This window comes from Parasutterella muris (assembly GCF_009767915.1).
Classification (GTDB): domain Bacteria; phylum Pseudomonadota; class Gammaproteobacteria; order Burkholderiales; family Burkholderiaceae_F; genus Parasutterella; species Parasutterella muris.
Genome location: NZ_WSRP01000001.1, coordinates 55417 through 81198 on the forward strand (window position 1 = coordinate 55417; position 25782 = coordinate 81198).

General features: G+C 51.1%; 20 protein-coding genes. 6 read left to right on the plus strand and 14 right to left on the minus strand.

Annotated elements, in window-relative coordinates; all coding sequences use genetic code 11:
* Positions 1–39 precede the first annotated feature (39 nt).
* The 5 genes from E5987_RS00315 to xth all read left to right on the plus strand — a co-directional run bounded on the left by E5987_RS00315 (position 40) and on the right by xth (position 7243).
* Positions 40–2424 (plus strand): PAS domain-containing sensor histidine kinase, encoded by a 2385-nt coding sequence (locus tag E5987_RS00315; RefSeq protein ID WP_160334091.1) that lies wholly within the window; start codon positions 40–42, stop codon positions 2422–2424.
* A gap of 334 nt (positions 2425–2758) precedes the next feature.
* A complete protein-coding gene (locus E5987_RS00320) occupies positions 2759–3424 on the plus strand; it encodes a response regulator transcription factor (RefSeq protein ID WP_202074497.1) in 666 nt (221 codons plus the stop codon).
* Between the two features lie 101 nt (positions 3425–3525).
* Entirely contained in the window at positions 3526–4380 is an 855-nt protein-coding gene (gene folD, locus E5987_RS00325; RefSeq protein ID WP_160334093.1) for a bifunctional methylenetetrahydrofolate dehydrogenase/methenyltetrahydrofolate cyclohydrolase FolD, read from the plus strand.
* 11 nt (positions 4381–4391) lie between these two features.
* Complete coding sequence (locus E5987_RS00330; protein WP_160334094.1) at positions 4392–6449, plus strand: M3 family metallopeptidase; 2058 nt, start codon at positions 4392–4394, stop codon at positions 6447–6449.
* A complete protein-coding gene (xth, locus tag E5987_RS00335; protein ID WP_160334095.1) occupies positions 6446–7243 on the plus strand; it encodes an exodeoxyribonuclease III in 798 nt (265 codons plus the stop codon). The genes E5987_RS00330 and xth overlap by 4 nt, the downstream gene beginning before the upstream one ends.
* Here xth and E5987_RS00340 read toward each other — a convergent pair.
* The 7 genes from E5987_RS00340 to rph form a co-directional block, all read right to left on the minus strand.
* On the minus strand, positions 7227–8270 hold the full coding sequence (locus E5987_RS00340; RefSeq protein WP_160334096.1) for a radical SAM protein: 1044 nt from the start codon (positions 8268–8270) through the stop codon (positions 7227–7229). The two genes, xth and E5987_RS00340, sit on opposite strands and share 17 nt — an antisense overlap.
* Positions 8271–8291: 21 nt before the next feature.
* Positions 8292–9698, minus strand: a complete 1407-nt coding sequence (ntrC, locus tag E5987_RS00345) for a nitrogen regulation protein NR(I) (RefSeq protein WP_160334097.1) — start codon at positions 9696–9698, stop codon at positions 8292–8294.
* A gap of 30 nt (positions 9699–9728) precedes the next feature.
* Positions 9729–10799 carry a nitrogen regulation protein NR(II) gene (gene glnL / locus E5987_RS00350; RefSeq protein ID WP_160334098.1) on the minus strand — a complete coding sequence of 357 codons (1071 nt, stop codon included), beginning with the start codon at positions 10797–10799 and terminating at the stop codon, positions 9729–9731.
* Between the two features lie 52 nt (positions 10800–10851).
* Positions 10852–12273: a type I glutamate--ammonia ligase gene (gene glnA / locus E5987_RS00355; protein ID WP_160334099.1), complete on the minus strand. Its 1422-nt coding sequence runs from the start codon at positions 12271–12273 to the stop codon at positions 10852–10854.
* Between the two features lie 205 nt (positions 12274–12478).
* Positions 12479–13618 carry a radical SAM family heme chaperone HemW gene (gene hemW / locus E5987_RS00360; protein ID WP_160334100.1) on the minus strand — a complete coding sequence of 380 codons (1140 nt, stop codon included), beginning with the start codon at positions 13616–13618 and terminating at the stop codon, positions 12479–12481.
* Entirely contained in the window at positions 13615–14220 is a 606-nt protein-coding gene (gene rdgB / locus E5987_RS00365; protein ID WP_160334101.1) for an RdgB/HAM1 family non-canonical purine NTP pyrophosphatase, read from the minus strand. Before rdgB ends, hemW begins: the two co-directional genes overlap by 4 nt.
* Entirely contained in the window at positions 14213–14965 is a 753-nt protein-coding gene (rph, locus tag E5987_RS00370) for a ribonuclease PH (RefSeq protein ID WP_160334102.1), read from the minus strand. The genes rdgB and rph overlap by 8 nt, the downstream gene beginning before the upstream one ends.
* 189 nt (positions 14966–15154) lie before the next feature.
* On the opposite strand from rph, the gene E5987_RS00375 reads away from it, so the two are divergent.
* Complete coding sequence (locus E5987_RS00375; protein WP_160334103.1) at positions 15155–16057, plus strand: YicC/YloC family endoribonuclease; 903 nt, start codon at positions 15155–15157, stop codon at positions 16055–16057.
* A 73-nt stretch (positions 16058–16130) separates the two neighbouring features.
* Here the strand turns inward: E5987_RS00375 and ilvC are convergent, their stop codons facing one another.
* The 7 genes from ilvC to guaA form a co-directional block, all read right to left on the minus strand.
* The gene (ilvC, locus tag E5987_RS00380) at positions 16131–17147 is read right to left on the minus strand and encodes a ketol-acid reductoisomerase (protein WP_160334104.1); all 1017 of its coding nucleotides are present in this window, start codon (positions 17145–17147) and stop codon (positions 16131–16133) included.
* Positions 17148–17194: 47 nt separating this feature from the next.
* Positions 17195–17689, minus strand: a complete 495-nt coding sequence (gene ilvN, locus E5987_RS00385; RefSeq protein WP_160334105.1) for an acetolactate synthase small subunit — start codon at positions 17687–17689, stop codon at positions 17195–17197.
* The gene (ilvB, locus tag E5987_RS00390) at positions 17689–19431 is read right to left on the minus strand and encodes a biosynthetic-type acetolactate synthase large subunit (protein WP_160334106.1); all 1743 of its coding nucleotides are present in this window, start codon (positions 19429–19431) and stop codon (positions 17689–17691) included. The genes ilvN and ilvB overlap by 1 nt, the downstream gene beginning before the upstream one ends.
* A 187-nt stretch (positions 19432–19618) precedes the next feature.
* Positions 19619–21505 (minus strand): hybrid sensor histidine kinase/response regulator, encoded by a 1887-nt coding sequence (locus E5987_RS00395; RefSeq protein WP_160334107.1) that lies wholly within the window; start codon positions 21503–21505, stop codon positions 19619–19621.
* Entirely contained in the window at positions 21502–22407 is a 906-nt protein-coding gene (locus E5987_RS13360) for an LD-carboxypeptidase (RefSeq protein WP_160334108.1), read from the minus strand. Before E5987_RS13360 ends, E5987_RS00395 begins: the two co-directional genes overlap by 4 nt.
* Positions 22400–23236 (minus strand): tRNA adenosine(34) deaminase TadA, encoded by an 837-nt coding sequence (tadA, locus tag E5987_RS12995; RefSeq protein WP_288319291.1) that lies wholly within the window; start codon positions 23234–23236, stop codon positions 22400–22402. The genes E5987_RS13360 and tadA overlap by 8 nt, the downstream gene beginning before the upstream one ends.
* Before the next feature lie 926 nt (positions 23237–24162).
* The gene (gene guaA, locus E5987_RS00410) at positions 24163–25728 is read right to left on the minus strand and encodes a glutamine-hydrolyzing GMP synthase (protein ID WP_160334109.1); all 1566 of its coding nucleotides are present in this window, start codon (positions 25726–25728) and stop codon (positions 24163–24165) included.
* Positions 25729–25782 lie beyond the last annotated feature (54 nt).

A 25782-nucleotide genomic window follows, 5' to 3' on the forward strand; every position in this document is an offset into this window, starting at 1 on the left:
TGTCTGTTTTCTTTTCCCAACGGTTCGTTTTAACTAACTATGGCTCAGCAAAAAAACTTGTCTCAGAACAATGATCTATTAGAGCGTTTTACCGCTTCCTTTGCAGGGTTGCGCAGCCATTCAAACTTACCGAACGGAACTACCCCTTTTATTTGGGCGATCGCGGTTCTTCTGATCGTTATCTTCGCGGCTTTTTATCTCAATGTCCGCTCCAATAACGAAGCCATCCTCAGAACCAATCTGATGAAAAGCACCGCAAAGGTCGCAGACAATATCGAAATGCGTCTTCGCGCCAGCTCCGCCTCCATGGCGCGCCTTATCGAGCGGCTGGAACTGGACGGAAATACTGCGGCGGTTCTGAACAAATTCTCTCGGGAGCTGCTCAACAGCAACCCGGAAATCACTTTGATCCGACTGATCGAACCAAGCGGCAAAGGCATCGAATCCATGGTGAACCCCCGTTTGGGAAAAAGAGAACTGCGTCAGTACAACTATTTGGATTACCCGCAGGTTGTACGGGACGCGATCGCGGACGCGTTTCTCTCAAACCGAGTTTCCATCTCTTCCTTCTGGTTCACGCCGGGAGATTCAACGTCGCCCTCCGTGGTAATCGTCTACCCGTTCACGCTTGAAGATAAAAGCTATGCGCTCCTGAGCCGAATCTCTCTGAATAAGCTGCTTGAAGAATCAACGCCCTCCTCTCTCAGAGCCGATTATGAATTCTCCTTGCTGCACGGAACCGAGGAAATTGCCGGTCGGGCGGCCTACAACCCGCCGGATGACTACACCATTCCGAGCTATGTCCGCGCAGCGGACCCCCTGCCGCCCTCGATCCAGCTCTACGGCTGCAATATCGTTGAAAGTCCCCTGATCTTTGCCAGTCCGCTGATCTATTGGCTCGGCGCGCTGATGCTCTTTCTTCTGATCTCGCTCTTTTTCCTGAATAAAGAGATGCGTAAAAACCAGGCGGATCTGGATCGAGCCAACCGCGAACTCGAATTGCGGCGCTCCATCGAAGATTCGATCAGCTCGGCGATCGTGATTACGGATCTGGAGAATAAGATCGTTTACACCAACCCGGCCGCTCAGGTGATTACCGGCTACTCTGAAGATGAGCTGCAGGGTAAAACGCCGCCCTATCCTTTCTGGGCGGATACTTCAGTCCTGCCTGCGACTCTGCTGGGCGATCCTTCTAAACTCGATCCGGCAGCTTTTCCCTACCGCTTTGATCTGCTCGTTCGCCGCAAAGACGATGAACAGCTCAATGTGCTGCTGCTTGCCACGCCTTTTTATTCGTCTTACAACGAACACATCGGCTGGATCTATATGATGCGGGACAATACGATTGAGTCTCAGTCGATGAACCTCACCAACGACGCGATCGCTTCCTACCAGAGACTTTTGAATTCCGTAATGTCCTGTATTTCAGTTGTGAGCCACAAGCCGACCGGAACCATGCTCGGGATTCATAACGATCACTACACCGAGCAGCTCGGCAACACCGCTGACGGCCACCTGGCGATCTCCCGCGCCTGCAAAATTCCGTTTAATCCGCAGGGAAGCCGAGAGGCCGAAGTTTGGGTTGATTCCCTTGAGCGCTGGTTCAGCATTACAGAGGCCAGAGTCACTCTGCCCGGCGGCTCTCACGTGATGCTGCAGTCTGCTCAGGACATCACGCAGAGAAAAATCAACGAAAAAGAATTGGAAGATCAAACCAACCGAATGGAAAATTCTTCTCGTCTGATTACTCTCGGTGAAATGGCCTCTACGATTACGCATGAAATTAATCAGCCGCTCACGGCGATTACAGCCTATGCCAACACCGCTATTGAAGTTATCGGGAACGCTCCTGAGGTCAACCGCGGACAAGTCCTCGAGATCTATAAAAAGATTGCGAATCAGGCCGGACGCATCGACAAGATTATTAAAAACATCCGCGCATTCGCCAAACGCAGACCGACGACACTCGAAAATGTGCCGCTCGCCAATGTCATCAATGACACTCAGGAGCTCGGCAAGCTGATCGAGAAAAAGTACGCCGGTATTCGCATTGTCTATGAACTGCCGAAGGTTCTCCCCAATGTTCTTTGCGACCCGGTACAGATCATGCAGATTCTCATGAACCTGATCCGCAACGCGGCCGAAGCGATTCTGGAAGCGGGCTGCACAGACCGAACCATCGCGGTTATCGCCAAAGTCGGCGCCAACGAAGTGGAACTTCAGGTCGCCGACCACGGTCCCGGCATCAGCGACACGATGAAAGCCAGCCTCTTTACACCGTTCTTCTCAACCAAAAAGAACGGGCTGGGTCTCGGTTTGTCCACCTGCCAAACCATCGCCGAATCGCACAACACACGGCTTAGAGTCAGAGATAATGAGGGCGGCGGTACTGTCTTCGTTTTTGATCTAAAAATCTGCAGCTGACAGCCCGGTAAGAAAACTTAGAAAAGAATTGCTTCTTAATATTTAATCACCCCCGCTTTCTTTGGAAACGGAGGTGATTTTTTTAGGAAATCCGTTAAAATAGTCGAATTCGGGTTATCACCTGTAAAAATATGTAATAATCCTTACTTAGTTTTAGCTAAGGTATAGTTCCCGGGTTAATTTGTAAAGAATAGCTTCACCCCCGATATAAATACTTCTCAGGGGTGTGATTTGCGCATATAATTACTATATGTGGTGTGTGATTGAATTTGATTCAATCGGTTAACAGATTTAACGCAAAATAATTTATTGTGGAAGGTACATGATGATTCAAATGACCTCGAAATCCTTTACTCCGGATTCACCGGACACTGCCGGCGTCGTTTACATTGTTGAAGACGACGAGGCCGTCCGTGATTCGCTGAAGTGGCTGCTCGAAGCGTCCAGCTATCGAGTTGAGCTCTTCGAAAGCGGAGAAATGTTCTTGGCCAAATTCGATCCGAATGCCATCGCTGTTCTCGTACTAGACGTCAGAATGCCGGGCATGAGCGGACTAGAAGTACAAGAACATCTGATCGCCCGCAAATGCGATATTCCGATTATCTTCATCTCGGGTCACGGCGACGTATCCATGGCAGTCTCCACTCTCAAAAAGGGTGCAGTGGACTTCATTGAAAAACCGTTCGATCAGGCAGCGCTTCGCTCCTTAATCGAAAGAATGCTTCAGGAAGCCCGTCAGCGCAAACTTAAAGCTGAAAAGCGCTCGCTCAACGACGCACTTCTCAGCAAGCTGACACCGCGTGAACTGCACGTTCTTGAACGTATTGTCAGCGGCCGCCTGAACAAACAGATCGCTGCCGACCTCGGCATTTCCATCAAGACCGTTGAAGCGCATCGCGCCTCAATTATGGATAAGACAAATTCCGGTACGGTTGCCGATCTGATGCGTGTGGTGATGAATGCAAACCGCACCCCGCTGAAAGACAACAACATGAACTAATGTTCTGTCGCTAAAGGAACTCAAAAGGGAAGGCTTCGGCCTTCCTTTCTTCTTTTTATTGATATATTTCTAAGTTTCAAATCAAATTATTCGGGGAACTTATGTCTGCCAACATCATTGACGGAAAAGCGCTCGCTGCCGGTATTCGACAGGAAATCCGCAGTAAAATCCAAAACTTCACTGACGCGCCGAGACCGCCCTGCCTTGCCGTAATTCTTGTCGGAGACAACCCCGCAAGCCAAATTTACGTACGCAATAAAATCAAAGCCTGCCTCGACACCGGCATCACCTCTTTGGAAAAACGCCTGCTCGCAGACGCTTCAGAGGCCGAACTGCTCTCTCTCATCAAAGAACTGAACGAAGACGACTCAGTCGACGGCATCTTGGTACAGCTTCCGCTGCCTAAAGGCTTTGACGAACAGAAAGTCATCCGATCCATCGCCGCGGAAAAGGATGTGGACGGCTTCCATGTCGAAAATATGGGCGCGCTAGTGACAGGGCTGAAGGGCTTTCGTTGCTGCACGCCGCACGGCGTCATGAAAATGCTTGAGTCCGTCGGATGCCCGCTCGAGGGCGCAAACGCATTGGTGATCGGACGCAGCAACATTGTCGGAAAACCAATGGCCCTCATGCTCCTTGAGAAGAACGCCACCGTCACTGTTGCGCACAGCAGAACCAAAAACCTTAAGGAACTCGCGAAAAATGCCGACATTATCGTATCCGCCGTGGGCAAAGCCGGTTTGGTGACCGATGACATGGTCAAGCCCGGCGCCGTCGTGATTGATGTCGGCATGAACAGAAATCAGGAAGGAAAACTCTGCGGTGACGTCGATATCGAAGCTGTTGCTCGTGTCGCGGGCTTTATTACGCCGGTTCCGGGCGGTGTCGGTCCGATGACCATCGCAATGCTCTTAGACAATACCATGCGCGCCTTCGAGAACCGTTTTAACCTGTAAGGAAGAATTTAATGTCAGATCGTATTGATATTCTCTCGATTATTGAGGATAAAAGTAAATTTATCGACTTCCCGAATTTAAATCAGGAAAGCTTTAAGCCGGCCGTTCTGTCGCTCATCAATACATTAAAAGAGACCGTCAGCGCCGTCACGCAAAATACTGAACCCGCGACTTGGGACAATGTCGTCAAACCGCTGGACGACGCATCGGAAAACCTAAGCTTTGTCTGGTCCGCCATTTCTCACCTCAACAGCGTGGAAGACACGCCTCAGCTGCGCGCGATCGTCAATGAGCTTCTCGCTCCGATCTCCGCTGTCTTTTCGGAAATCGGCCAAAATGAAGAGCTCTACGCCAAATATAAAGCGCTGAAGGCTGAAGACGCATTCAAATCCTTCAGCGCCGCTCGCCGCAGAATCATTGATCAGGAAATCGAAGGGTTTGTGCTTTCGGGCGCCGAACTCGATGAGGCCGGCAAGAAGGAAATGACAAAGATCAGCGCTGAAGAAGCTGAACTCAGCCAAAAGTTCTCTGAAAATCTTTTGGACTGCACCAACGACTTCGCAATCTATCTGCCTAAAGATACAGATCGGCTGCGCGGCATCCCCGAAGGCGAAAAAGCGCTTTTTGCGCAGCAGGCGGCTTCCGAAGGAACCGAAGGCTATAAGATCACGCTGCACATGCCGAACTATCTGCCAATCATGCAGTACGCAGATGACTCCTCACTTCGTGAAGAGCTTTATCACGCTTATACGACCCGCGCCTCTGAGTTTTCTCCCGCAGGAAAAGACAATGCGCCTGTCATGACGCGTCTGCTTGAGCTCAGAGTCAGAGAAGCTCATCTGCTCGGTTATAAAAACTACGCTCAGGTGTCCCTTGTCAGAAAAATGGCGGACACACCCGAACAGGTTGTTAAATTCCTGAGAGAGCTTGCCGCAAAAGCGAAACCCGCCGCGCTCAAGGACATGGAAGAGCTGATCCGCTTTGGTACACAGACACTGAACATGGACCAAATCAATCCTTGGGATTACAGCTACGTCAGTGAAAAGCTTCGCGAAGCCAAGTACTCTTACTCGGAACAGGAAGTCAAGCAGTACTTCCCTGAACCCGCGGTCCTCTCCGGAATGTTCTCCTTAGTAGAGAAAATGTTCTCCATCAAGATCGCGCAAAAGAATGTTCCGGTTTGGAATCCTGCCGTGAAATACTATGCAATCTCGGATAAGAACGGCAATGAAATCGCCGGCTTCTATACCGACCTGTATGCGCGCAGCGGCAAACGCGGAGGCGCCTGGATGAATGATCTCAGAAGCCGCCGTCTGCTTGATAACGGAGCCATCCAAACGCCGGTCGCTTATTTGGTCTGCAACTTCTCCGCGCCGGTTGGCGCTCAGCCTTCACTGCTGACGCTCAACGATGTGGAAACCATCTTCCATGAATTCGGTCACGGCCTGCATCACATGCTCACCCGTCAGACGGAACTCGCGGTTTCCGGTATCAGCGGAGTTGAATGGGACGCGGTTGAGCTTCCGAGCCAATTCATGGAAAACTTTGTGCTGAACTGGGACGTGATGCAGACCATCTCCTCGCATGTCAAAACCCATGCGAAAATGCCGCGCGCGCTCTTTGACAAGCTTGTCGCATCCAAGAACTTCGAAGCGGGCATGGCGAACGTCCGTCAAATTGAATTCGCCCTTTTTGACATGCTGCTCCACATGGATGAGCATCCGCATAAAGACACGGTAGAAAAGCTGATTCGTGAGGTCCGCAAGGAAGTTTCCGTTGTCTTCCCGCCGCAGTACAACCGCTTTGCCAACTCCTTCTCTCATATCTTCGCGGGCGGCTATGCCGCAGGCTACTACAGCTACAAATGGGCTGAAGTCCTCTCCGCGGACGCCTTCTCTTTATTCGAAGAAAAAGGCATCTTTAATCCGGAAGTGGGAACAAAGTGGCTCGATGAAGTTCTCTCGCGCGGCGGAAGCCGTCCAGCAATCGAAAGCTTTGTCGCTTTCCGCGGCCGTGAACCTTCCGTTGACGCGCTGCTGCGTCAGTACGGTCTGCTGGAGGAAAAATGAGTTTCTCCGTCACGACTTGGAATGTCAACTCTCTAAAAGTGCGTCTGCCTCAGGTGCTGGACTATTTAGCGGACCGCAAAGACGATGTGCTCTGCCTTCAGGAGCTGAAGATGCAGGAATCAGCCATTGACCGCGCCGCAATAAACGAGGCGGGCTATGAGATCGACGCGTTCGGTCAGAAGACTTACAACGGCGTTGCCGCTCTGCTTCGCAAGCCCTATGAATTTATTGCCGCGGAAGAGATCCGCAATATCCCCGGCTTTGAAGATGAACAAAGCCGCCTTATTGCGGTCAGCGTCATGGTCAACGGCTCTAAGCTGAGAATCGTCAACGGATACTTTCCCAACGGCGAGTCACTTGAAAGTGAAAAGTTCCCTTATAAGCTCAGCTGGCTTAAAGCGCTTGCCGACTGGCTGCCCTCTGAACTGGAACGTTACCCGAACCTCGTTCTGCTCGGCGACTTCAACATCGCGCCTGAAGATCGGGACGTTTGGGATCCGGAGTCCTGGGCTGACAGCGTTCTCTGCGCGCCGCAGAGCCGTGAAGCCTTCCAAAAGCTCCTCGACTGCGGCCTCACCGACGCGTTCCGCGCTTTTGAGCAGCCCGAGAAGTCGTACTCCTGGTGGGATTACCGAATGATGGCCTTTCGGCGCAACCGAGGTCTTCGCATCGACCATATCCTGATTTCGAATACGCTTCGGGATAAAAATCTCGGCGTTGTCATCCACAAGGATGTCCGCGCCAACGAGCGGCCGAGCGATCATGCGCCCGTTACGCTTACTTTAGATCTTTAATCTGAATCACAGCGGTCCCGTCGCGGACCGCTTTCTGTTTTTCGCGCATTGCGCGAGCTCTGAGCTGTCCGCAGCCGCCGTCCACGTCCTGAGCAGCGGAATCCCGGAACTTCAGCAGAATATGAAAGGATCTGCAGACGGCTTTAAGCGCCTCAATCCGATCGGGATCAGGCCGATCATAGGGACTGTCGTCAATCTTATTGACCGGAATCATGTTGAGAACCGCAAACTGACCGTCCCAGAGTGAAGCCAGCTGATCGATTTCATCAGTACCGTCGTTAAGATCTCGGATCAGCGTCCACTGATATTGAATCGGATATTTGCTCAGTCGCGCATACTCTTTGCCAAAGTCAAGAATCTCTTTAACCGTCAGATCTGCCGCATTCGGAAGCAGCATACGGCGCTTTTCATCAAATGCGGAATGCAGAGATATCGCAAGAGCGGGTTTAATCTCCCTATGCGAGAGTTCCTCAAAAAGCCGTCTGTCCCCAACAGTGGAAATGACCAGCTCCTTGTAACCGATTCCGGCGTAGCGAGTAATATGGTCAAGCGCGGACAGAACATTTCTGCGATTATGCGAAGGCTCGCCCATCCCCATAAACACGACTTTAGAGATTTTTTGCCGGCTCTTGGCGTAGACCACCTGCGCTGCGATTTCAATATCGGAAAGCTGACGAACGAGACCGGAGCGCCCGGTCATACAAAAGCGGCAGCCGACCGCGCAGCCGACCTGCGTTGAAATGCAGACTCCGTCTCTCGGAAGCAGCACTGATTCGATCCGCTGACCGTCAGAGGCTCTCAGCACGGCTCTCGCGCCATTTGCTCCGAGATAATCGTCGCTGTCGGGCATGAGAACCTGAGCCAAACGGGTTCCCAGGGTTGCAGCCGCTTCAGCGGCCGCCTTCGGAAAAGTAAATTTCGCCTGTGTCAGCGGACGACCGAGATACCAATTGCGCCAGAATGCATCAATATGGCTCTGTTTGCAGCCTAGTGCGGCTAATTCGTTATTTACGCTCTCAAAATTCATGGCGCAATGATAGCAGGCGTCTTAATCCTCAGTTTTAAGATTTAATTCCGCAATCTTGCGTGTAATGGTATTGCGCCCAATACCAAGTCTGGAGGCGGCCTCCACTCGGCGACCGTGTGTGAATTCAAGCGCGGTTTCAATAACCGCCGTTTCGAAGGCGTCAGTGAGTTCTTTCATCAGGTCCGGCGTTTCTTCCTTCAATTTCGCCTCAACTGCCGCCCTCAAACCGTCCTGCCAGGTTCCGCCGACAAGAGGAGCCGCTGAGACCGCTTTAGCGGGAGCCGACTGAAGAATCTCCGCAGGAAGATCGCTCAGCTGAATATGCTGGGACGGCGCCATCACAACGAGCCAATTGCAAAGGTTTTCCAACTGGCGCACATTGCCCGGGAAAGGGAATTCCTTCAGAAAGTCCATCGCTTCGGTCGTCATAATTTTCTGTTCAACATCCAGACTTTCAGAGGACTTTTTCAAAAAATGCGCGATCAAAAGCGGAATATCCTCTTTGCGTTCCCGAAGCGGAGGAAGACGAATACGGATGACGTTGAGACGATGGTACAAGTCTTCTCTGAAGCGTCCCTCATGCACCATGTTCTCTAAATTCTGATGCGTCGCCGCAATGATGCGGACGTTGGCTTTAAGCGCCTGATGGCCGCCGACTCGATAATAGTATCCGTCAGAAAGCACCCTAAGCAGGCGTGTCTGAAGCTCTGCCGGCATATCGCCGATTTCGTCAAGAAACAGTGTGCCGCCTTCGGCCTGTTCGAACCGTCCGTGGCGAACACTGTTGGCGCCGGTGAAGGCTCCTTTTTCGTGACCGAAAAGTTCGCTCTCCATCAGATCTCTTGGAATCGCCGCCATATTGAGCGCGATAAACGCCTCTTTGGCTCGTGGACTATGCTTGTGAAGCGCTCTGGCAACCACTTCCTTACCGGCACCGGATTCTCCAGTCAGAAGGACGGTGGCTTTACTGTGCGAAAGGCGTCCGATAGCGCGAAAAACATCCTGTATCGCGCTCGCTTTACCGATTATTTCGGACACCTGCTGCTCGGGCGCGGCTTCTTCGGAAGCGTTTTCTTCAGAAGCGCGGCGGACAAGCTCAACCGCTTTATCAATATCAAAGGGCTTCGGAAGATATTCAAAAGCGCCGCTCTGAAAACTTGATACCGCGCTGTCAAGATCCGAGAACGCGGTCATGATAATGACCGGAAGCTTCGGATAATCGCGCTTGATCTCGGTCAGCATTTCCAGACCGCTCTTTCCCGGCATGCGGATATCGCTCAGAATGACGGAGGGCTGTTCTGTTTTAAGTGCCAGCAGAAGTGAGTCCGCTTCAGAAAAAGTCCTGCACGGCAGGCCGGCTTTTTTCAGCGCTTTTTCTAAAACCCATCGAATAGATCGATCGTCGTCCGCAATCCAAATATCTTTCATTCTGGTTCTCCGAGTGACTCGTTTTTCTTGTTATTGGGCGTTCAGCGGAAAGAGAATGCTGAAATCCGTCTTCCCGTTCTCGCTGCTGACGGATATAGTTCCGCCGTGCCGCTCTACGAACGATTGGACCAATGAGAGCCCGAGTCCGCTCCCCTTCTCTTTGCCGCTCACGAGCGGATAGAAAATGCTGTCCAAAAGCTCCTGCGGAATCCCCTCACCGTTATCGATAACATGAATATTCAGCGCAGCTTTTTTAATTTCTTCGCCGATCGAAACATGGTGCACCACACGCGTTTTCAGTCGAATCTCAGCCGTTCCCTCCCACATCCGTACCGAAAGCGCTTCTGCCGCATTACGCATCAGATTCAGAAAAATCTGCGTGAGCTGACCTCGGTCAGCGGTAATTTCCGGAGCACTGATGTCGTAATCCCTGACAATCTGCAGTCTGTCCTGAAATTCCGCTTCCACCAGCAGGCGTACCCGCTCAAGTACTTCATGAACATTGGTCGGCGCGGGATTATATGACTGCCGATACGGCGCAAGCAGCTTATCGACGAGCGACTGCAGACGATCCGCTTCGCTAATCACGACTTCCGTATATTCTTTCTGTTCCGGATCCGACAATTCGGTCTCTAAGAGCTGAGCGGCACCTCTGATGCCTCCGAGCGGATTTTTGATTTCATGCGCTAGATTGCGCAGCAGCCGGCGTGTATTTTCCGACAGTTCGTTCATGTGGCGCTCGTGGGAAATCAGAAGCGCTTTTGCTGCCGGAGAAATCTCAAAAAAAAGATAGCGCGGATCGTCGGCCATCGGATGGCAAGTCACAAAAACCTGCTTCGGCTCTTTAGGCGGCCGAAGCATCTCGCAGAGTTCCGACTGCACCAGATACGAAACATCCGGACGCTTGTAATAGTTTTGAATCCACGGTTCCGCACACGGCAGTACGGTATATATCGACCGATCCTTGAGAAGTTTCGCGCTCTGGCCAAGATAAAACTGAACGGTGGTATTGGCGTAAAGAATCCGCGCGTTTTCACCGCAAACAATTAGACCGAGCCGAAGCAGATCAAAACTTTCAAAATCCAATTTATCTAAGCTCATCTCAACCTCGCTCGGTCTTCGTTTTGTCCGTCTTCACGACGGAGAGCCCCTATTACAGGGAGTAATACATATCGTATTCTTCAGGTGTAACAGCCATCTGAACACGAGTGACTTCCTGACGCTTCATATCGATGTAAGCAGCAATCATGTCCTCGCTGAACACTCCGCCGGCAGTAAGGAAAGCGTGATCATCAGCAAGCGCGTCAAGCGCCTGTTCCAAAGAAGAGCAGACGGTCGGGATCTTCGCGTTTTCTTCAGGCGGAAGATCATAAAGATTCTTGTCTGCGGCTTCGCCTGGATGGATCTTGTTCTGGATACCGTCGATACCGGCCATCAGCAGAGCGGCAAAGGCAAGATAGGGGTTAGCCATCGGATCCGGGAAGCGAACTTCAACACGGCGGGCCTTTTCGCTGGCCACATACGGGATACGCAAAGAGGCGGAACGGTTGCGTGCGGAATAAGCGAGCTTAACCGGAGCTTCAAAACCCGGAACCAAACGACGATAGCTGTTGGTGGTCGGATTGGTAATCGCGTTCAGAGCCCGGGCATGTTTGATCACGCCGCCGATGTAATAAAGGGCGAGATCAGAGAGACCTGCATAACCGTTGCCTGCGAAGAGGTTCTTGCCGTCCTTCCAAATGGACTGATGAACATGCATGCCGGAGCCGTTATCGCCAACGACGGGTTTGGGCATGAAGGTTGCTGTCATACCGTAGGCGGCCGCGACGTTCCAAACGGTGTACTTGAGAATCTGAGTCCAGTCGGCTCTTTCGGTAAGTGTGCTGAACAGGGTGCCGATTTCGCACTGACCGCATCCGCCGACTTCATGGTGGTGGACCTCAACGGGAACACCCTGCTGTTCAAGAAGCAGGCACATACTGGCGCGGACACTGTTTAAAGAATCCACCGGAGCAACCGGGAAATAGCCGCCTTTGACTCTGGGACGATGGCCGCCGTTTGCGCCGTCCATTGAGTCGGCATTCGACCAGAAGCCCTCATCGGACTCGATCTTGAAGAAGCTGCGGTTCATATCACAGCCCCAGCTGACGCCGTTGAAAATAAAGAATTCGGGTTCGGGGCCGAAGAACGCGGTATCGCCGATGCCGGTGCTCTTCAGATAGGCTTCAGCGCGATTGGCGATGCTGCGCGGGTCTCTGTCATAGCCTTTGCCGGTCGCAGGTTCGACAACACTGCAGGTCAGGATCAGGGTTTCCTGCCCTTCGTCGGCAAAAGGATCCATGCGTGCGCTTGAGGGCTGCGGCATCAGCAGCATGTCGCTCGCTTCGATGCCCTTCCAGCCGGTAATGGAAGAGCCGTCAAAAGCATGGCCTTCCTCAAATTTGTCTTCATCAAAAGCGGACACCGGAACGGAAACGTGCTGCTCTTTGCCTATAAAATCTGTAAATCGAAGGTCAACGAACTTAACGTCGTTTTCTGTCAGCATCTGCATGACATCTTCTATGGACTTAGCCATGATATCTCCTTTAGATCGGTAGAACTAAGAATAAATTGGTTTTCACCGGTGAATAAGCAAGAAGCGTGCCAAAAAAGACGCGCTAAAAATCACGCCCGCTCCCCTGTGTCTATTCCTGTTTTTGGAAAATCTCCACCATAATGCACTTTTTTGGTGCTTTATGCGGATTTTTCTGCACTTTTTTGATGCGCAGTTATTTAGTGCATCACAAAAAAGCTTCCAGCACCTCATTCAGGTACCGCCACCCTTTTTCGGTACAGAAAATACGCTTTTTAGGATCTTCAACAAGTCCGTCCTTTTCAAGGACTCGCCAAACGGGTTCGACTTCAGACCAGCTGACAAACGCCCGCTGCTCCCAATAATCTCTCGGCACCCCATCCCGAAGTCTGAGTACGTTCAGCATGAATTCAAACGGAATCGCCTCAGAAGGAACTTTTTCAGTATGCGAGACAAATGATTCTCCGCGGTTCTGACAGAGGAGCCAGCGCGCCGGATCCCTGTAGTTATAAAAGCGATGAATCTCTTTATCGTGGCTGTACTTGCCGTGCGCTCCCGGACCGACCGCAAGATAGTCTCCGAAACCCCAGTAATTCAGGTTATGCCGGCACCGATGACCGCTTTTGGCATATGCGGATACCTCGTAATGCTCAAGCGCGAGATCGGTCGTGTACTGCGCGATAAGTTCGGTCATATCCTCGAGTGTGTCTTCATTAGGAATTCCTTCGGGCGGATATTTAGCAAAATAAGTATTCGGCTCCAGAGTCAGCTGGTAATAGGACAGATGCGGCGGATCAATCTGCGCGATAAAGGCCAGTTCCTGTTTGAGATCTTCCAAGCTTTGATTCGGCAGACCGAACATCAGGTCGAGATTAAAGTTGTCAAAAATTTCACGCACTCCGAGCGCCGCTTCCTTGGCTTCCCGAGCATTGTGCACGCGGCCGAGCGAGCGAAGCTTTTGATCTTCAAAGCTCTGCACGCCAAGAGAAAGCCGATTGACGCCGGCTGATTTAAAGTCTTTGAATTTAGCGAGTTCAAATGTTCCCGGATTGGATTCAAGCGTAATCTCCGCGCCGCTCACCAGTCCGAAGGTCTCATCAGCGCAGGCCAGAATTTTCTCCAGAGACTCTGCCAACATCAGAGAGGGCGTGCCGCCTCCGAAGAAGACGGTTTCCAGAGGTCTGTCTGCAGCAAACTGCACTTGTTCGCGCATGGAACGACAGATCGCCTCGGTGTAGCGCTGCTCCGGTATTTCGCCTTTGACCCCGTGTGAATTAAAGTCACAGTACGGACATTTTTTCAGGCACCAGGGCCAATGGATGTACAGAGAAAGAGGGATCGGCTTCAAAACTTCCAACCCCAGCGGCGCTGCAGAAGCTCGCTCATCTTGCGCATCGCTTTGCCGCGATGGCTCACCGAGTTCTTTTCCTCAGCGCTCATCTCGGCAGCCCGTCTGCCGTCAGGACCCACGATGAAATAAGGATCATATCCAAAGCCGCCCTCGCCTTTGGGCTCTTCAGCGATCTCTCCTTCCCAGAAATCAATCGCGATCAGCGGTTCCGGATCATCCGCAGAACGTACCGCGCAGAGCACGCATACGTAGTGCGCGCTTCGATCAGTGTGTCCCTTGAGCGCGTTCACGAGTTTGGCGTTGTTTGACGCATCATTCGAAGGCTCTCCCGCATATCGCGCGCTGTAAACACCCGGCATGCCGCCTAATGCGTCCGCACAGATACCGGAATCATCCGCGATCGCAGGCAGACCGCTGTGCTTTGCGGCGTGGCGTGCCTTGGCGAGCGCGTTCTCCATAAATGTGCAGAAGGGTTCTTCCGCAGCCGGGATGCCTAGCGATCCCTGAGCGATCACTTCGGCACCCATCGGAGCAAGCAGCTCCTGCATTTCTTTCATTTTTTTCTTGTTATTGCTTGCAAGTACGATCTTTCTATTCATTGGCGGCTTTTCCTTCTTCAATAGCGCTTCTCTGGTATTCAAAAAGCTGAGAGAAACCGTTCTCGGCCAGATCGAGCAGCTGATTCAGCTCCTGACGGGTAAAGACTCGACCTTCGGCGGTCCCCTGCAGTTCTACAAATCCGCCCTGGTTTGTCATGACGACATTCATATCCGTTCCGCAGTGAGAATCCTCGATATAGTCAAGGTCGCAGACCGGAGTACCGTTGTAGATGCCCACGGAGAGCGCCGCCACCTGAGCGGAAAGCGGATTTTCTTCAAAGCGCCCCTCTTTCTGCAGTTTTGCGACAGCGAGCGCTAGCGCGACATAGGCGCCGGTGATAGAGGCGCATCTTGTTCCTCCGTCAGCCTGGATCACATCACAGTCGATTTTCAGCGTCATGGGGCCGAGTTTTGAGAGATCAACCGCCGCCCTCAGAGAGCGGCCGATGAGTCTCTGAATCTCCTGAGTTCTGCCGCTCTGTTTTCCTTTAGCGGCCTCGCGGTCGTTTCTCGTGCCGGTCGCTCTCGGCAGCATGCCGTACTCAGCGGTAACCCACCCTTTTCCGCTTTCGGTCATCCAGGACGGAATGCGAAAGTCCGCGCTTGCCGTGCAGATGACTTTCGTATCCCCCATCTCGATCAGACAGGATCCTTCCGCGTATTTATTACAGTTTGGCGTGATTCGAACGGAACGGAGTTCGGATGGGGTCCTTCCGCTCGGTCTCAGCTGAAGCTCTTCGGTCATTGTTTTCTCCGGATAATGTATCGCGTGCAAACGCCGCTTATCTGCTGCGGACATTATAGGCCTCGCGCGTCATCGACTGACGGCTCCCTAAAGCTGGTACAAAAGGTCCTTTAACCGCTCCGCGAGATTACAATGCATACCTAATGTTAGGAAGCGACTTTTTTCAGCGCTTCCGTTTGGGAGAATTTCATGGGTACAGTTTCCAGCATGACAGGATACGGAAACGTCAAGATTCAGACCGAACTTGGCGAATTAAATATTGATGTCCGCTCTGTCAATTCACGTTTTTTAGATTTCAGCTTCAGATGCCTGGAAGAGTTTCGGCCGTTTGAGCCTAAAATTCGCGAATTAGTCGCCTCGACCGTCGCCAGAGGCAAAGTTGAAGTTCGCTTTAATCTTACGGCTTCCTCCGCGATCAGCGCTTCTCATATCAACGAACAGGCGCTTTCTAAACTTCTTTCCATGCAGGAGCAGGTACTTGCGCTGGCGCCTAACGCGGCCAAATTATCCGTAACGGCCATTCTGCAGTTTGAAGGAATTCTGGAAACTCCCGAAACGGATAAAGAAAAATTTGAAGAATCGATTTTGGCCGGTGTTCGCGACTGTCTGCAGCTCTTTAAGGAGAGCCGCCTGCGCGAAGGCGAAGCCCTGAAGAACGTTCTTTTGAAGTACTGCGGACAGATCGACGCGCTGGTCGATGAGCTTGAACCGAAAATTCCTCTGATTCTTCACACCATGAAAGAGAAGCTTGTCGAGCGGCTTGATGAGGCGCTCACGCAAACACTTTCGGAAAACAGCCAGATCTCCAAAGAGGAAATCAACGACCGCATTCGTCAGGAGGTGACGCTTTACGGCATCAAGATTGACGTTAATGAAGAGATGGAGCGGCTTCGCACCCATGTGCGCGAAGTTCGCCGTGTTTTAGACAAAGGCGGCGCAGTCGGACGCAGACTCGACTTTTTAATGCAGGAATTAAATCGTGAGGCCAACACGCTTGGAAGCAAAGCCGCTTCCATTGATATGACGCAGACCTCCGTCAATCTGAAACTGGTGATTGAATCGATGCGTGAGCAAATTCAGAATTTGGAATAACGCTCAATTCATTCCAAAAAAATCAGCGGCCTCGTTGGGCCGCTGATTTTTTATTTAAGCAAGACGCCTTTGATTAGTTCTTGCTGCGGTCGATATGACGATGAGCAGAGATGAAGGGCATCATGCCGCGCAGGCGAGCGCCGACGACTTCAATCGGATGAGCCGCAGTCTGAGCACGGATAGAACGAAGCATCGGAGCGCCGACCTTGTTTTCAAGGAGGAATTCCTTAGCGTAGGAACCGTTCTGAATGTTCTTCAGAGCCTGACGCATAGCGGCGCGGGCTTCATCGGCAACAACACGCGGGCCAGTGACATAGCCGCCGAATTCAGCGTTGTTGGAAATCGAGTAGTTCATGTCGGCAAGACCGCCTTCATAAATCAGATCAACGATCAGCTTCATTTCATGGCAGCATTCGAAGTAAGCCATTTCGGGAGCGTAGCCGGCTTCAACCAAAGTTTCAAAGCCCATCTTGATGAGTTCAGCGATACCGCCGCAGAGAACGCACTGTTCGCCGAAGAGGTCGGTTTCGGTCTCTTCTTTGAATGTGGTTTCGATGATGCCTGCTTTGCCGGCGCCGTTGGCGGCAGCGTAAGACATGGCGACTTCGCGGGCCTTGCCGGATTTATCCTGATAAACAGCGATCAGCTGAGGAACGCCGGATCCTTCGGTGTATGTACGGCGAACTGTGTGTCCCGGAGCTTTCGGAGCAACCATCCAAACGTCAAGATCGTCTCTCGGAGTGACCTGGCCGTAATGGATGTTAAAGCCGTGAGCGAAAGCCAGAGCAGCGCCTTCCTTCAGGTTCGGTTCAACCTGTTTTTTGTAGACATCGGCGATAAATTCGTCCGGAAGAAGGATCATGACGACATCGGCGTCTTTTGTTGCATCTTCGATGCTTGCAACTTTCAGGCCGGCAGCCTGAGCTTTCTTCCAGGAAGCGCCGTTCGGACGAACGCCGACGACAACATCAACGCCGGAATCGTGAAGATTCAGAGCGTGGGCGTGGCCCTGAGAGCCGTAGCCGATGATTGCGACTTTCTTGCCTTTGATAAGAGAAAGATCTGCGTCTTTATCGTAATAAACTTTCATTTTTTTCCTCTTTAATAAGTGACTTAATCCTTGGGTAAGTCAATTCGTTACAGTTTCAGTATTCTATCGCCACGGCCGATTCCGCAGGAGCCGGTGCGAACCATTTCCAAGACGGATTCGGGGTCGACCGCCTTAATGAAGGCGTCGAGCTTTTCAGAATTTCCCGTGAGCTCAATTGTATAAGTCTTATCGGTCACATCGATAATTCTGCCTCTGAAAATATCATTCAGACGCTTCATCTCTTCGCGGTCCTTGCCCAGCGCTCTGACCTTAATCAGCATAAGCTCGCGCTCGGCGTATTCCCCTTCGGTTAAATCCACCACCTTAATAACTTCGATCAGACGATTCAGATGCTTCGTGATCTGCTCAATCAGTTCGTCGTTGCCGATACTGGCGATGGTCATGCGTGAAACGCTTTTATCCTCCGTCGGGGCGACGGTCAAAGAATCGATGTTGTAGCCGCGGGCTGAAAAGAGCCCGACGACCCGGGAAAGTGCGCCCGGTTCGTTTTCCAAAAGAATAGATAAGACGTGACGATTCATTAGATTTTCTCCGAGCCTAGGATCATTTCCGTAAGACCGTGACCGGCCTTAACCATCGGCCAAACATTTTCGGTCGGATCGACATGAATATCGATAAACACTAGCTGATCCTTATATTTTCCGAACGCATCCTTCAGGGCGGTCTCTACTTCCGAAGGCTTATCAACAACGATGCCGACATGTCCGTAAGCTTCGGCAAGCGCCTTAAAGTCCGGTGTGACCTCCATATGCGAGTGTGAATAGCGGCCGTCGTACTCGAGTTCCTGCCACTGACGCACCATACCGAGGTAGTTGTTGTTCAGAAGAATAATTTTCGGAGCAAGGCCGAGCTGCTTAGCGGTCGCTAATTCCTGAATATTCATTTGAATAGAGCCGTCTCCTGTCACGCACACAACGCGTTTGTCAGGAGCCGCGACACAAGCGCCGATCGCATACGGCAGTCCCACACCCATCGTTCCGAGGCCGCCTGAACTCAGCCAGTGACGGGGTTTACGGAATTTCAGGAACTGAGCGCACCACATCTGATGCTGGCCCACGTCGCTTGCCACGATCATGTCGTCGCCGCCGATTTCCTGAAGCTTTTCAAGCACGAACTGGGGCTTGATGACCTTATCGCTATTTTCGTAACTTAAGCAGTTGACGTCGCGCCACTGTTTAATCCGATTCTGCCACGCCGCCATTTTTTCAGGATCGGGCCGCTCCGGTTTCTGATCAAGCAGCGTCAGCATATCGGCGAGAACTTCCTTGACATCGCCGACAATGGGGATATCAACCTTCACTCGTTTGGAAATTGTCGAAGGATCCACGTCAATATGAATAATCGTGCGCTTATCCTGCGAGAAATTAGACGGCAGTCCGACCACTCGGTCATCGAAGCGAGCGCCGATAACGACCAGACAGTCGCAGTTCTGCATCGCCATATTCGCTTCGTAAGTGCCGTGCATGCCGACCATGCCGAGGAACTTCTTATCATTGGAAGGCATTGCGCCGAGTCCCATTAAAGTGGAGTTCACCGGTACGCCGAGCTCGTAGGCAAATCTCTGCAGCATTTCGCTCGCATTTGCCGAAACGACACCGCCGCCGATATGAAGAAGCGGTCTTTCGGATTTAAGAATGATCTGAAGCGCTTTTTTGATCTGACCGAGGTGTCCCTTCAGCACCGGCTTATAGGAGCGCAGTTCGACGTTTTCCGGATAGTTGTATTCGGTGATCGCTGCAGAGACATCTTTCGGGATATCAATAAGGACAGGGCCCGGTCGTCCTGTCTTAGCAATATAAAAGGCTTTTTTAATAATCGGAGCAAGATCGCGTACGTCTTTAACAAGGAAATTGTGTTTTACGCACGGTCTTGTGATGCCGACAATATCGACTTCCTGGAACGCGTCCTGTCCAATCGCGGCCGTATTGACCTGACCGGTAAAGACAACCATCGGGATACTGTCAGAATGTGCCGTCGCGATGCCGGTTACGGCGTTGGTCGCTCCGGGTCCGCTCGTCACCAGTGCGACGCCGACTTTATTGGAAGCTCTGGCGTATGCGTCAGCCGCATGAACCGCGCCCTGCTCGTGACGAACCAAAATGTGTTTGAATTTATTCTGTTTGTAAATAGCATCGAAGATATTCAGTACGCTGCCGCCCGGATATCCGAACACGTATTCAACACCTTCTTCTGCCAAAGCGCGGACAAAGATGTCCGAGCCGTTGAGTTTTTCGGCGGTCCTTCCCGCCTCTTCTTTTTTCATTTGGAAAAGTCCTTTCAAAGTCCGTGGGAAATTGATTGGAGTCCGAACACCGGATTTGTGATCGAGTCTCGGGATATCAGCAGACTGTCAGCCTTCTTTTGTTGTGGAAATTCGGCTGAGAGTTTTTTATCTTCTGTTGGAAGAAAATTCAATATAACTCAAATATTCTTCTCTGCGAGAGATATGTTTACTTTTTATCAAGCAGACGATGAATCGCCCGATTAATCTCGTGCGGGGAGATCGGTTTCTGAAGCAGCAGCGGCATTTCCATCAGGTCGACGGCGGAGTCGGAGAAATTCAGTCCTTCCGTTTCCTCCTCATACTGAGAGATTACCGCGTCACGCGGCGCGGCCGTGCTCACAATCGCGGGAATTCGCCGACCAAGCGCCGAGCGAATCCTAAAGATCGACTGCAGACCGGTCATATGTTCCGGGCCCAGATTGAAGTCTGAAAATATCAGATCAATCGGAGACTCGTGAACCAGTTTTGCCGCCAATTCGGCATCATAAAATTCTGCGGTCCTTACGACACATCCCCAGCCTTCCAAAAGTGTCTTAAGGCTTTCTCGAATCAATCGGTCGTCTTCAATAACAAGGATCCGAGTGCCGTCGAGCGGACGCAGGTTCAGCGTCTGAGGTTTAGCCGGAGAGCTTTCTTTTGATGTCTGTGCTCTCAAAGGAAGTTCCAAGCGGAAAATCGATCCCTTCCCGACCTTAGATATCACTTTAATGTCAATGCTCAAAAGCTCACAGATTTTCTTAACCACGGACAGACCGAGGCCAAAGCCCTCTTTAGCCTTAAAACCGCCCGCGCCTCGATAATAAGCCTGGAACAGTTTTTCTCTCTCTTCGGGGCTGATACCACATCCGGTATCGGAAACCGTAATGATGAGCGTGTTCTTTCGGCTGATCTTGCTACGAAGCAGAATCATTCCGCTGCTGGTATACCGGACCGCGTTTCCGAGCAGATTACGAATCACTCGTTCCAGAAGCTGCTCATCCGTGACAATATCGGCGGGAACGCTCTGCACTTCCAAAGAAAGTCCCTTGTTTCGGCACTGCGGTTCAAATTCGGCTTCGAGTTCGGCGAACAGTTCCTGAAGCGAAAAGCGAATCGGATTGATTTTGATGGTTTTTGAATCCAACTTTGAGATCATCAAAATCTGATCCACCAGAGTCGATACTGAATGGCACGCCTTAGAAAGACCTTCCACGATCGGTCGGGTCTGATCATCGGCCTGACTTTCTAGGACGGAAATAAAGATCCCCATTGCCTGAAGCGGCTGACGCAGGTCGTGATTAGCTCCGGCAAAAAATTTCGTTCTGGAATTGATTTCCATTTCCGCCGCTTCTCGGACATAATCCGCGCGCTGCCGCTGATAGATCAGCTGCTCCATCAGGTATTCGCGCTCAAAGGCTCGATAAATACCCTGCGTGTAAATGGAATTCAGACGTGCTCCGAAATAGAAGATGATTAAAAGCAGAACGGCAGACCAGAAGACCGCGACGAACCAGGGCGTCTCGTAAATAATAAAAAGCTTGACGAAGGTCGGAAGCAGTGTACAGGGTACATAAGCCCACAGCGCGGGCGGCCAGATCGCATAGAGCGGGATGCTTCCGAAAGTGACGCCCACAACCAAGGCAAGAAGGACCATTTCCACAATGACGTTGTCGGGAATCATGAAATAGAACCCGGCAAACCCCACGGACAGTCCCGATACGATAATCATCTGAAGAGAGCGGTTCCTCCAATATCTGAACTTCTTTTCCGGCTCGATCTCATTAAAAAAATCATCCGCAGACTTCATGCTGGCCAGTGTATGCATCAGCGCAAACCCGAGCCAGAGCCCCATAACCCAGCCGCCGACGTACTTCCAGCAGACACCCGAGAAAATAAGGATCAGCAGCATTCGAATCGCGACTACTGCCGTTGTTCTGTGTTTCAGGATTGCGAGCTGACGGAATTCGACTTTTTTTCTCAGCTGCTCAGAGCTGTAATTGAGATGAATATGATTATTCTCCGGAGGGTCCGGCTCAAATACGTGTCGAAATCTTCTTAGCAGTCCGTTCTTCACAAACGAATCCTTTCTCTGAACGCGGGGCAGCCCTTCATGGTCAGAAGCGCCTTATGGCTGCGTATTGAAAGCACTGACTGCGCCCCAACGACGAGCGTTGCCATTTTCATCTTATGTCCAAACGGCAGGCCTGAAATAAAAGGCGTCGAAGTATGCATAGAAGCAAAACTCAGCGCTTCGTCCAAACCATATCCGAAATCATGCGCTGATCGCCTGACTTGAGAGAAATCCCCGAGAAGGACCGCTTTCTGATTTTCAATAACGCCTGACTGAATCAGCTGATTTAAGTTACGTTCGATTTTATAAGCCGGCTCATCCACATCTTCAACGAATAGGATCCCGCCCTTGATTCTGGGGAAATACGGCGTGCCTAAAGCAGCGCAAAGGATAGAAAGGTTGCCGCCCCAGAGTTTTCCTTCGGTTTCGAAATCATGGAACGGAGTATGAAAATCCAGTGTATAGTCCGTCGCGCCGAGCACATTAAAGAACGTCTCGATGGTATAAGGATCGCATTCAAGGTTGCCGAGCACGGAAGCCGTCGGGGCCTGCAGGCTTTTTCCGCCGGTGAGCGCAAGGTATGCCAGAGAGAAGAAAGTGATATCGGAGAATCCGGCCACCCAAGTGCCTTTTTGCGCGATCACTGAAAAGTCGACGCCCGGCAGAATTCTTGAAAAGCCGTAACCGCCTCTGGCGCAGAGAACGAGCTCCTCCTTCATGCACATATGGTTAAAGTCTGAAGTCCGCGCCGATTCACTGCTGCCGCCAAATCTCATAGAACTTGAATAGACCGATTCCCCGACTGCTACATCCCAACCTCTCCCTTCGAACAATGCCCTCGCACGTTCTACGGCCTCTATATCCAGGACATTACCGGACGGTGCTGTAATCCCAACTCTATTCACTCTTTCTCCCACGAATCTGTCTTAATCTGGCAAAAAAATCACGGAGCAGCTGAAGGCTCTGATCCTGAAGTACGCCGCCGGTCACTCTCGTATGGTGGTTAAGCTGATCTATCTTAAACAGTTTTACCACACTATCGACCGCTCCGGCCTTATCGTCTTTAGCGCCGTAGACCAATCTGCTGAGGCGCGCGCCGATTATGGCGCCCGAGCACATCGGACAGGGTTCTAGCGTGACGTAGAGCGAGCAGTCTTCCAAACGGTAGTTCTCGGTTGTTCGCGCGGCGTCTCTGAGCGCAAGGATTTCCGCATGCGCCGAAGGATCTTTATCTGAAATGACGCGGTTATGTCCGCGGCCGACAATTTTTCCCTGCGGATCGACAACCACCGCACCGACGGGCACCTCTCCTTCCAGCATAGCCTTATGAGCCTCAGCGAGCGCTTCGCTCATAAATTCTACATCCCGGCTTGTATCCACTCGAGATGCTCTCTTTACTTCTTCCATTTCCAGAGCACGGCGTCGGCGTTCTTCGCGAATTTCGCGGCGTCGCTCATCAACGCGTCTTGTCAAATTGACCAAACTGATTTTTGCCTGCAGAGGTGCAGTTAATTTCAAGCTGTCCTGTGCGAGTTTGTCGGCTGTCACGCTTAGCCAGCTGCCTGCTGCGGAAAGGAAGGCTTCCGCTTCTGCCTTTGTGGGTTTTGTGCTGCAGTCGCAGCAAGCCCTGAACACTGAAAGCACACAGTTAAGATTTTCCGGCTGCTTTGCCAAATCATCCAAAGACGAACCAGTGCGAATAGACAGGTTCACGAACCTCTCAATAACGTCCACTGCATCCTCCCAACTAGAAACAAATACAAGAACAGTCTGGACTTTTATCGGACTATCCAGACAGTATTTGACATTTTGTAAGAAATCTCAAGTATTTTATTTCCCGAAAAAGTTATAGATTTTGCTCTCAGGCTCAGTTCTTTTGGGTTTAGAGGGGCATTGCCCAACTGAAAATATTGTTGACCGCGGTTTTTTAAGATGTTGGTTTGTCTTTTATGGGTATCTTATGCTACTCCATTGTGTGCAAATTCTGTTTGACAAAACACGCACTCAATACGACGACTATTTCCTTATATGCGTGTATACCACTTTTTAAGGAAATCCTAGGTGAAGAGAAGCGTTTCAGAAACAATAAGTTTTAGCAATAAAAACAAAGTCCCGATATTCGGACTTTCTTGATTTGATTCAGGTCATAAGCGCATTCTGCCCGTTTAACCCAGCGTGTGTAACAAGAGGCAAACGCTTAGCAGCCGCCGGCTGCACAAGTTTTTTACTCGCCTAGGCCTCTGATTTTGCCATAACTGCCTATGTTCAGTGGCTCCTGGCGATTGTTATAGCGATAGTTAAATTTTACAGGTCGGATAGACGAGCAAATAAAGGCCCTCGCGATCGGCGAACTTGTATTGCATCTCTTTCGGTGTCAATTGGTTGATCTTTTTATCAGTCAGCATGTCGGAATTCCAAACCATCAAGAAAACACTGTTTTCAGTGAAACCATCATCATTTTACGATGGTTCGATGATTTTTTCGTCCTTAAACCATCAAATTAACCATGAAAATTTATTTGTAATACTGAGGAAAATAGACGAACAAAAGGAAAAATAGCAAAACCGAAAGGACGGATAATTTATTGATTTTAGAAATAAAAAAGGGTGCTTTTTTGAAACACCCTGAAATACTAGAAAACGACTAAAAACCCGATTTAGTTATTCCCATTCAATGGTTGCAGGGGGTTTTCCGGATACGTCGTATACGACGCGATTAATACCCTTCACTTCATTAATAATTCTGTTGGATACCTTCCCTAAGAGTTCATAGGGGAGATGGGCCCATTTCGCAGTCATAAAGTCGCTTGTCTGAACAGCACGCAGGCTGACCACCCAGTCATAGGTACGGCCGTCGCCCATAACGCCGACACTCTTGACCGGCAGGAAAACAACGAACGCCTGGCTGACCTTGTCATACCAGTCCGCCGCACGCAGCTCTTCAATGAAAATCGCATCGGCTTCACGCAGCAGATCTGCATACTCGCGCTTAATAGCACCTAAAATTCGAACGCCAAGGCCGGGACCGGGGAACGGATGACGATATACCATCTCAGCCGGAAGACCAAGCTCAATACCAAGCTCGCGAACTTCATCCTTAAACAGCTCTCTAAGCGGCTCAAGCAGCTTCAGATGAAGCGTGTCCGGCAAACCGCCGACATTATGATGAGACTTAATCGTCTGGGCTTTCTTAGTCTTCGCGCCGTTGGATTCAATCACGTCCGGATAAATCGTGCCCTGAGCAAGCCATTTGGCGCGAGGAAGCTTCGCCGCCTCCTCCTGGAAAACTTCAACAAACAGCCGGCCGATAATCTTGCGCTTGGCTTCCGGATCCGTCACACCGTCAAGCGCCGCCATGAAGCGATCGGATGCATCGACAACAACAAGCTTCATACCCATATTCTCACGGAAAGTCTGAGCAACCTGCTCTCTTTCATGCAGACGCAGAAGACCGTTGTCAACAAAGACACAAGTCAGCTGTTCACCGATCGCTTTGTGAATCAAAGCTGCAGTGACGGAGGAATCAACGCCGCCGGACAAACCTAAAATAACTTCATCTTCGCCAACCTGGGCGCGAATCTTCTCAACCGCCTCAACCGCAAAATTGCCCATTACCCAGTCAGGATTGGCTTTGCAGATACGAAGCACAAAATTTTCGAGAATCTGACGGCCCTTTTCCGTATGCGTCACTTCCGGGTGGAACTGAACCGCATAAAAACCTCTCTTCTCGTCAGCCATGCCGGCAATCGGACAAGTCGGTGTGGAACACATCAGTTTGAATCCTTCCGGCATCTGCGTCACTTTGTCGCCGTGGCTCATCCAAACCTTGAGATAGTTGTGACCGTCGTCATCAATGAAGTCATACAGGTTCTCAAGAAGCTTTGTGTGACCGTGCTCACGGACTTCGGCATAGCCAAATTCCCTCTGAGCACCGCTCTCAACTTTGCCGCCAAGCTGCATCGCCATCGTCTGCATGCCGTAGCAAATGCCAAGGACAGGTACACCCATCTCAAAAACCGCTTTCGGCGCTTCATCGGTGGATTCTTCGTACGCACTCATGTGAGAGCCGGAAAGAATAATGCCGGTCGGCTTGAATTCACGAATGAATTCGTCCGTAACCTCACAGGAATGGACTTCACAGTAAACGTGAGCCTCACGGACCCGGCGCGCGATAAGCTGCGTCACCTGGCTTCCAAAGTCAAGAATAAGTATGCGATCGTGATTCATGTCGGTTTAAAACCCTTGTTAAAAAGTCGGTTCAGTTTAAATCCTCTGAACCGA

Excerpts from the sequence above, each read along its gene's own strand:
- E5987_RS00315 (WP_160334091.1), top strand. The coding sequence starts at position 40 with ATGGCTCAGCAAAAAAACTTGTCTCAGAACAATGATCTATTAGAGCGT.
- E5987_RS00320 (WP_202074497.1), top strand. The coding sequence starts at position 2,759 with ATGACCTCGAAATCCTTTACTCCGGATTCACCGGACACTGCCGGCGTC.
- folD (WP_160334093.1), top strand. The coding sequence starts at position 3,526 with ATGTCTGCCAACATCATTGACGGAAAAGCGCTCGCTGCCGGTATTCGA.
- E5987_RS00330 (WP_160334094.1), top strand. The coding sequence starts at position 4,392 with ATGTCAGATCGTATTGATATTCTCTCGATTATTGAGGATAAAAGTAAA.
- xth (WP_160334095.1), top strand. The coding sequence starts at position 6,446 with ATGAGTTTCTCCGTCACGACTTGGAATGTCAACTCTCTAAAAGTGCGT.
- E5987_RS00340 (WP_160334096.1), bottom strand. The coding sequence starts at position 8,270 with ATGAATTTTGAGAGCGTAAATAACGAATTAGCCGCACTAGGCTGCAAA.
- ntrC (WP_160334097.1), bottom strand. The coding sequence starts at position 9,698 with ATGAAAGATATTTGGATTGCGGACGACGATCGATCTATTCGATGGGTT.
- glnL (WP_160334098.1), bottom strand. The coding sequence starts at position 10,799 with ATGAGCTTAGATAAATTGGATTTTGAAAGTTTTGATCTGCTTCGGCTC.
- glnA (WP_160334099.1), bottom strand. The coding sequence starts at position 12,273 with ATGGCTAAGTCCATAGAAGATGTCATGCAGATGCTGACAGAAAACGAC.
- rdgB (WP_160334101.1), bottom strand. The coding sequence starts at position 14,220 with ATGAATAGAAAGATCGTACTTGCAAGCAATAACAAGAAAAAAATGAAA.
- rph (WP_160334102.1), bottom strand. The coding sequence starts at position 14,965 with ATGACCGAAGAGCTTCAGCTGAGACCGAGCGGAAGGACCCCATCCGAA.
- E5987_RS00375 (WP_160334103.1), top strand. The coding sequence starts at position 15,155 with ATGGGTACAGTTTCCAGCATGACAGGATACGGAAACGTCAAGATTCAG.
- ilvC (WP_160334104.1), bottom strand. The coding sequence starts at position 17,147 with ATGAAAGTTTATTACGATAAAGACGCAGATCTTTCTCTTATCAAAGGC.
- ilvN (WP_160334105.1), bottom strand. The coding sequence starts at position 17,689 with ATGAATCGTCACGTCTTATCTATTCTTTTGGAAAACGAACCGGGCGCA.
- ilvB (WP_160334106.1), bottom strand. The coding sequence starts at position 19,431 with ATGAAAAAAGAAGAGGCGGGAAGGACCGCCGAAAAACTCAACGGCTCG.
- guaA (WP_160334109.1), bottom strand. The coding sequence starts at position 25,728 with ATGAATCACGATCGCATACTTATTCTTGACTTTGGAAGCCAGGTGACG.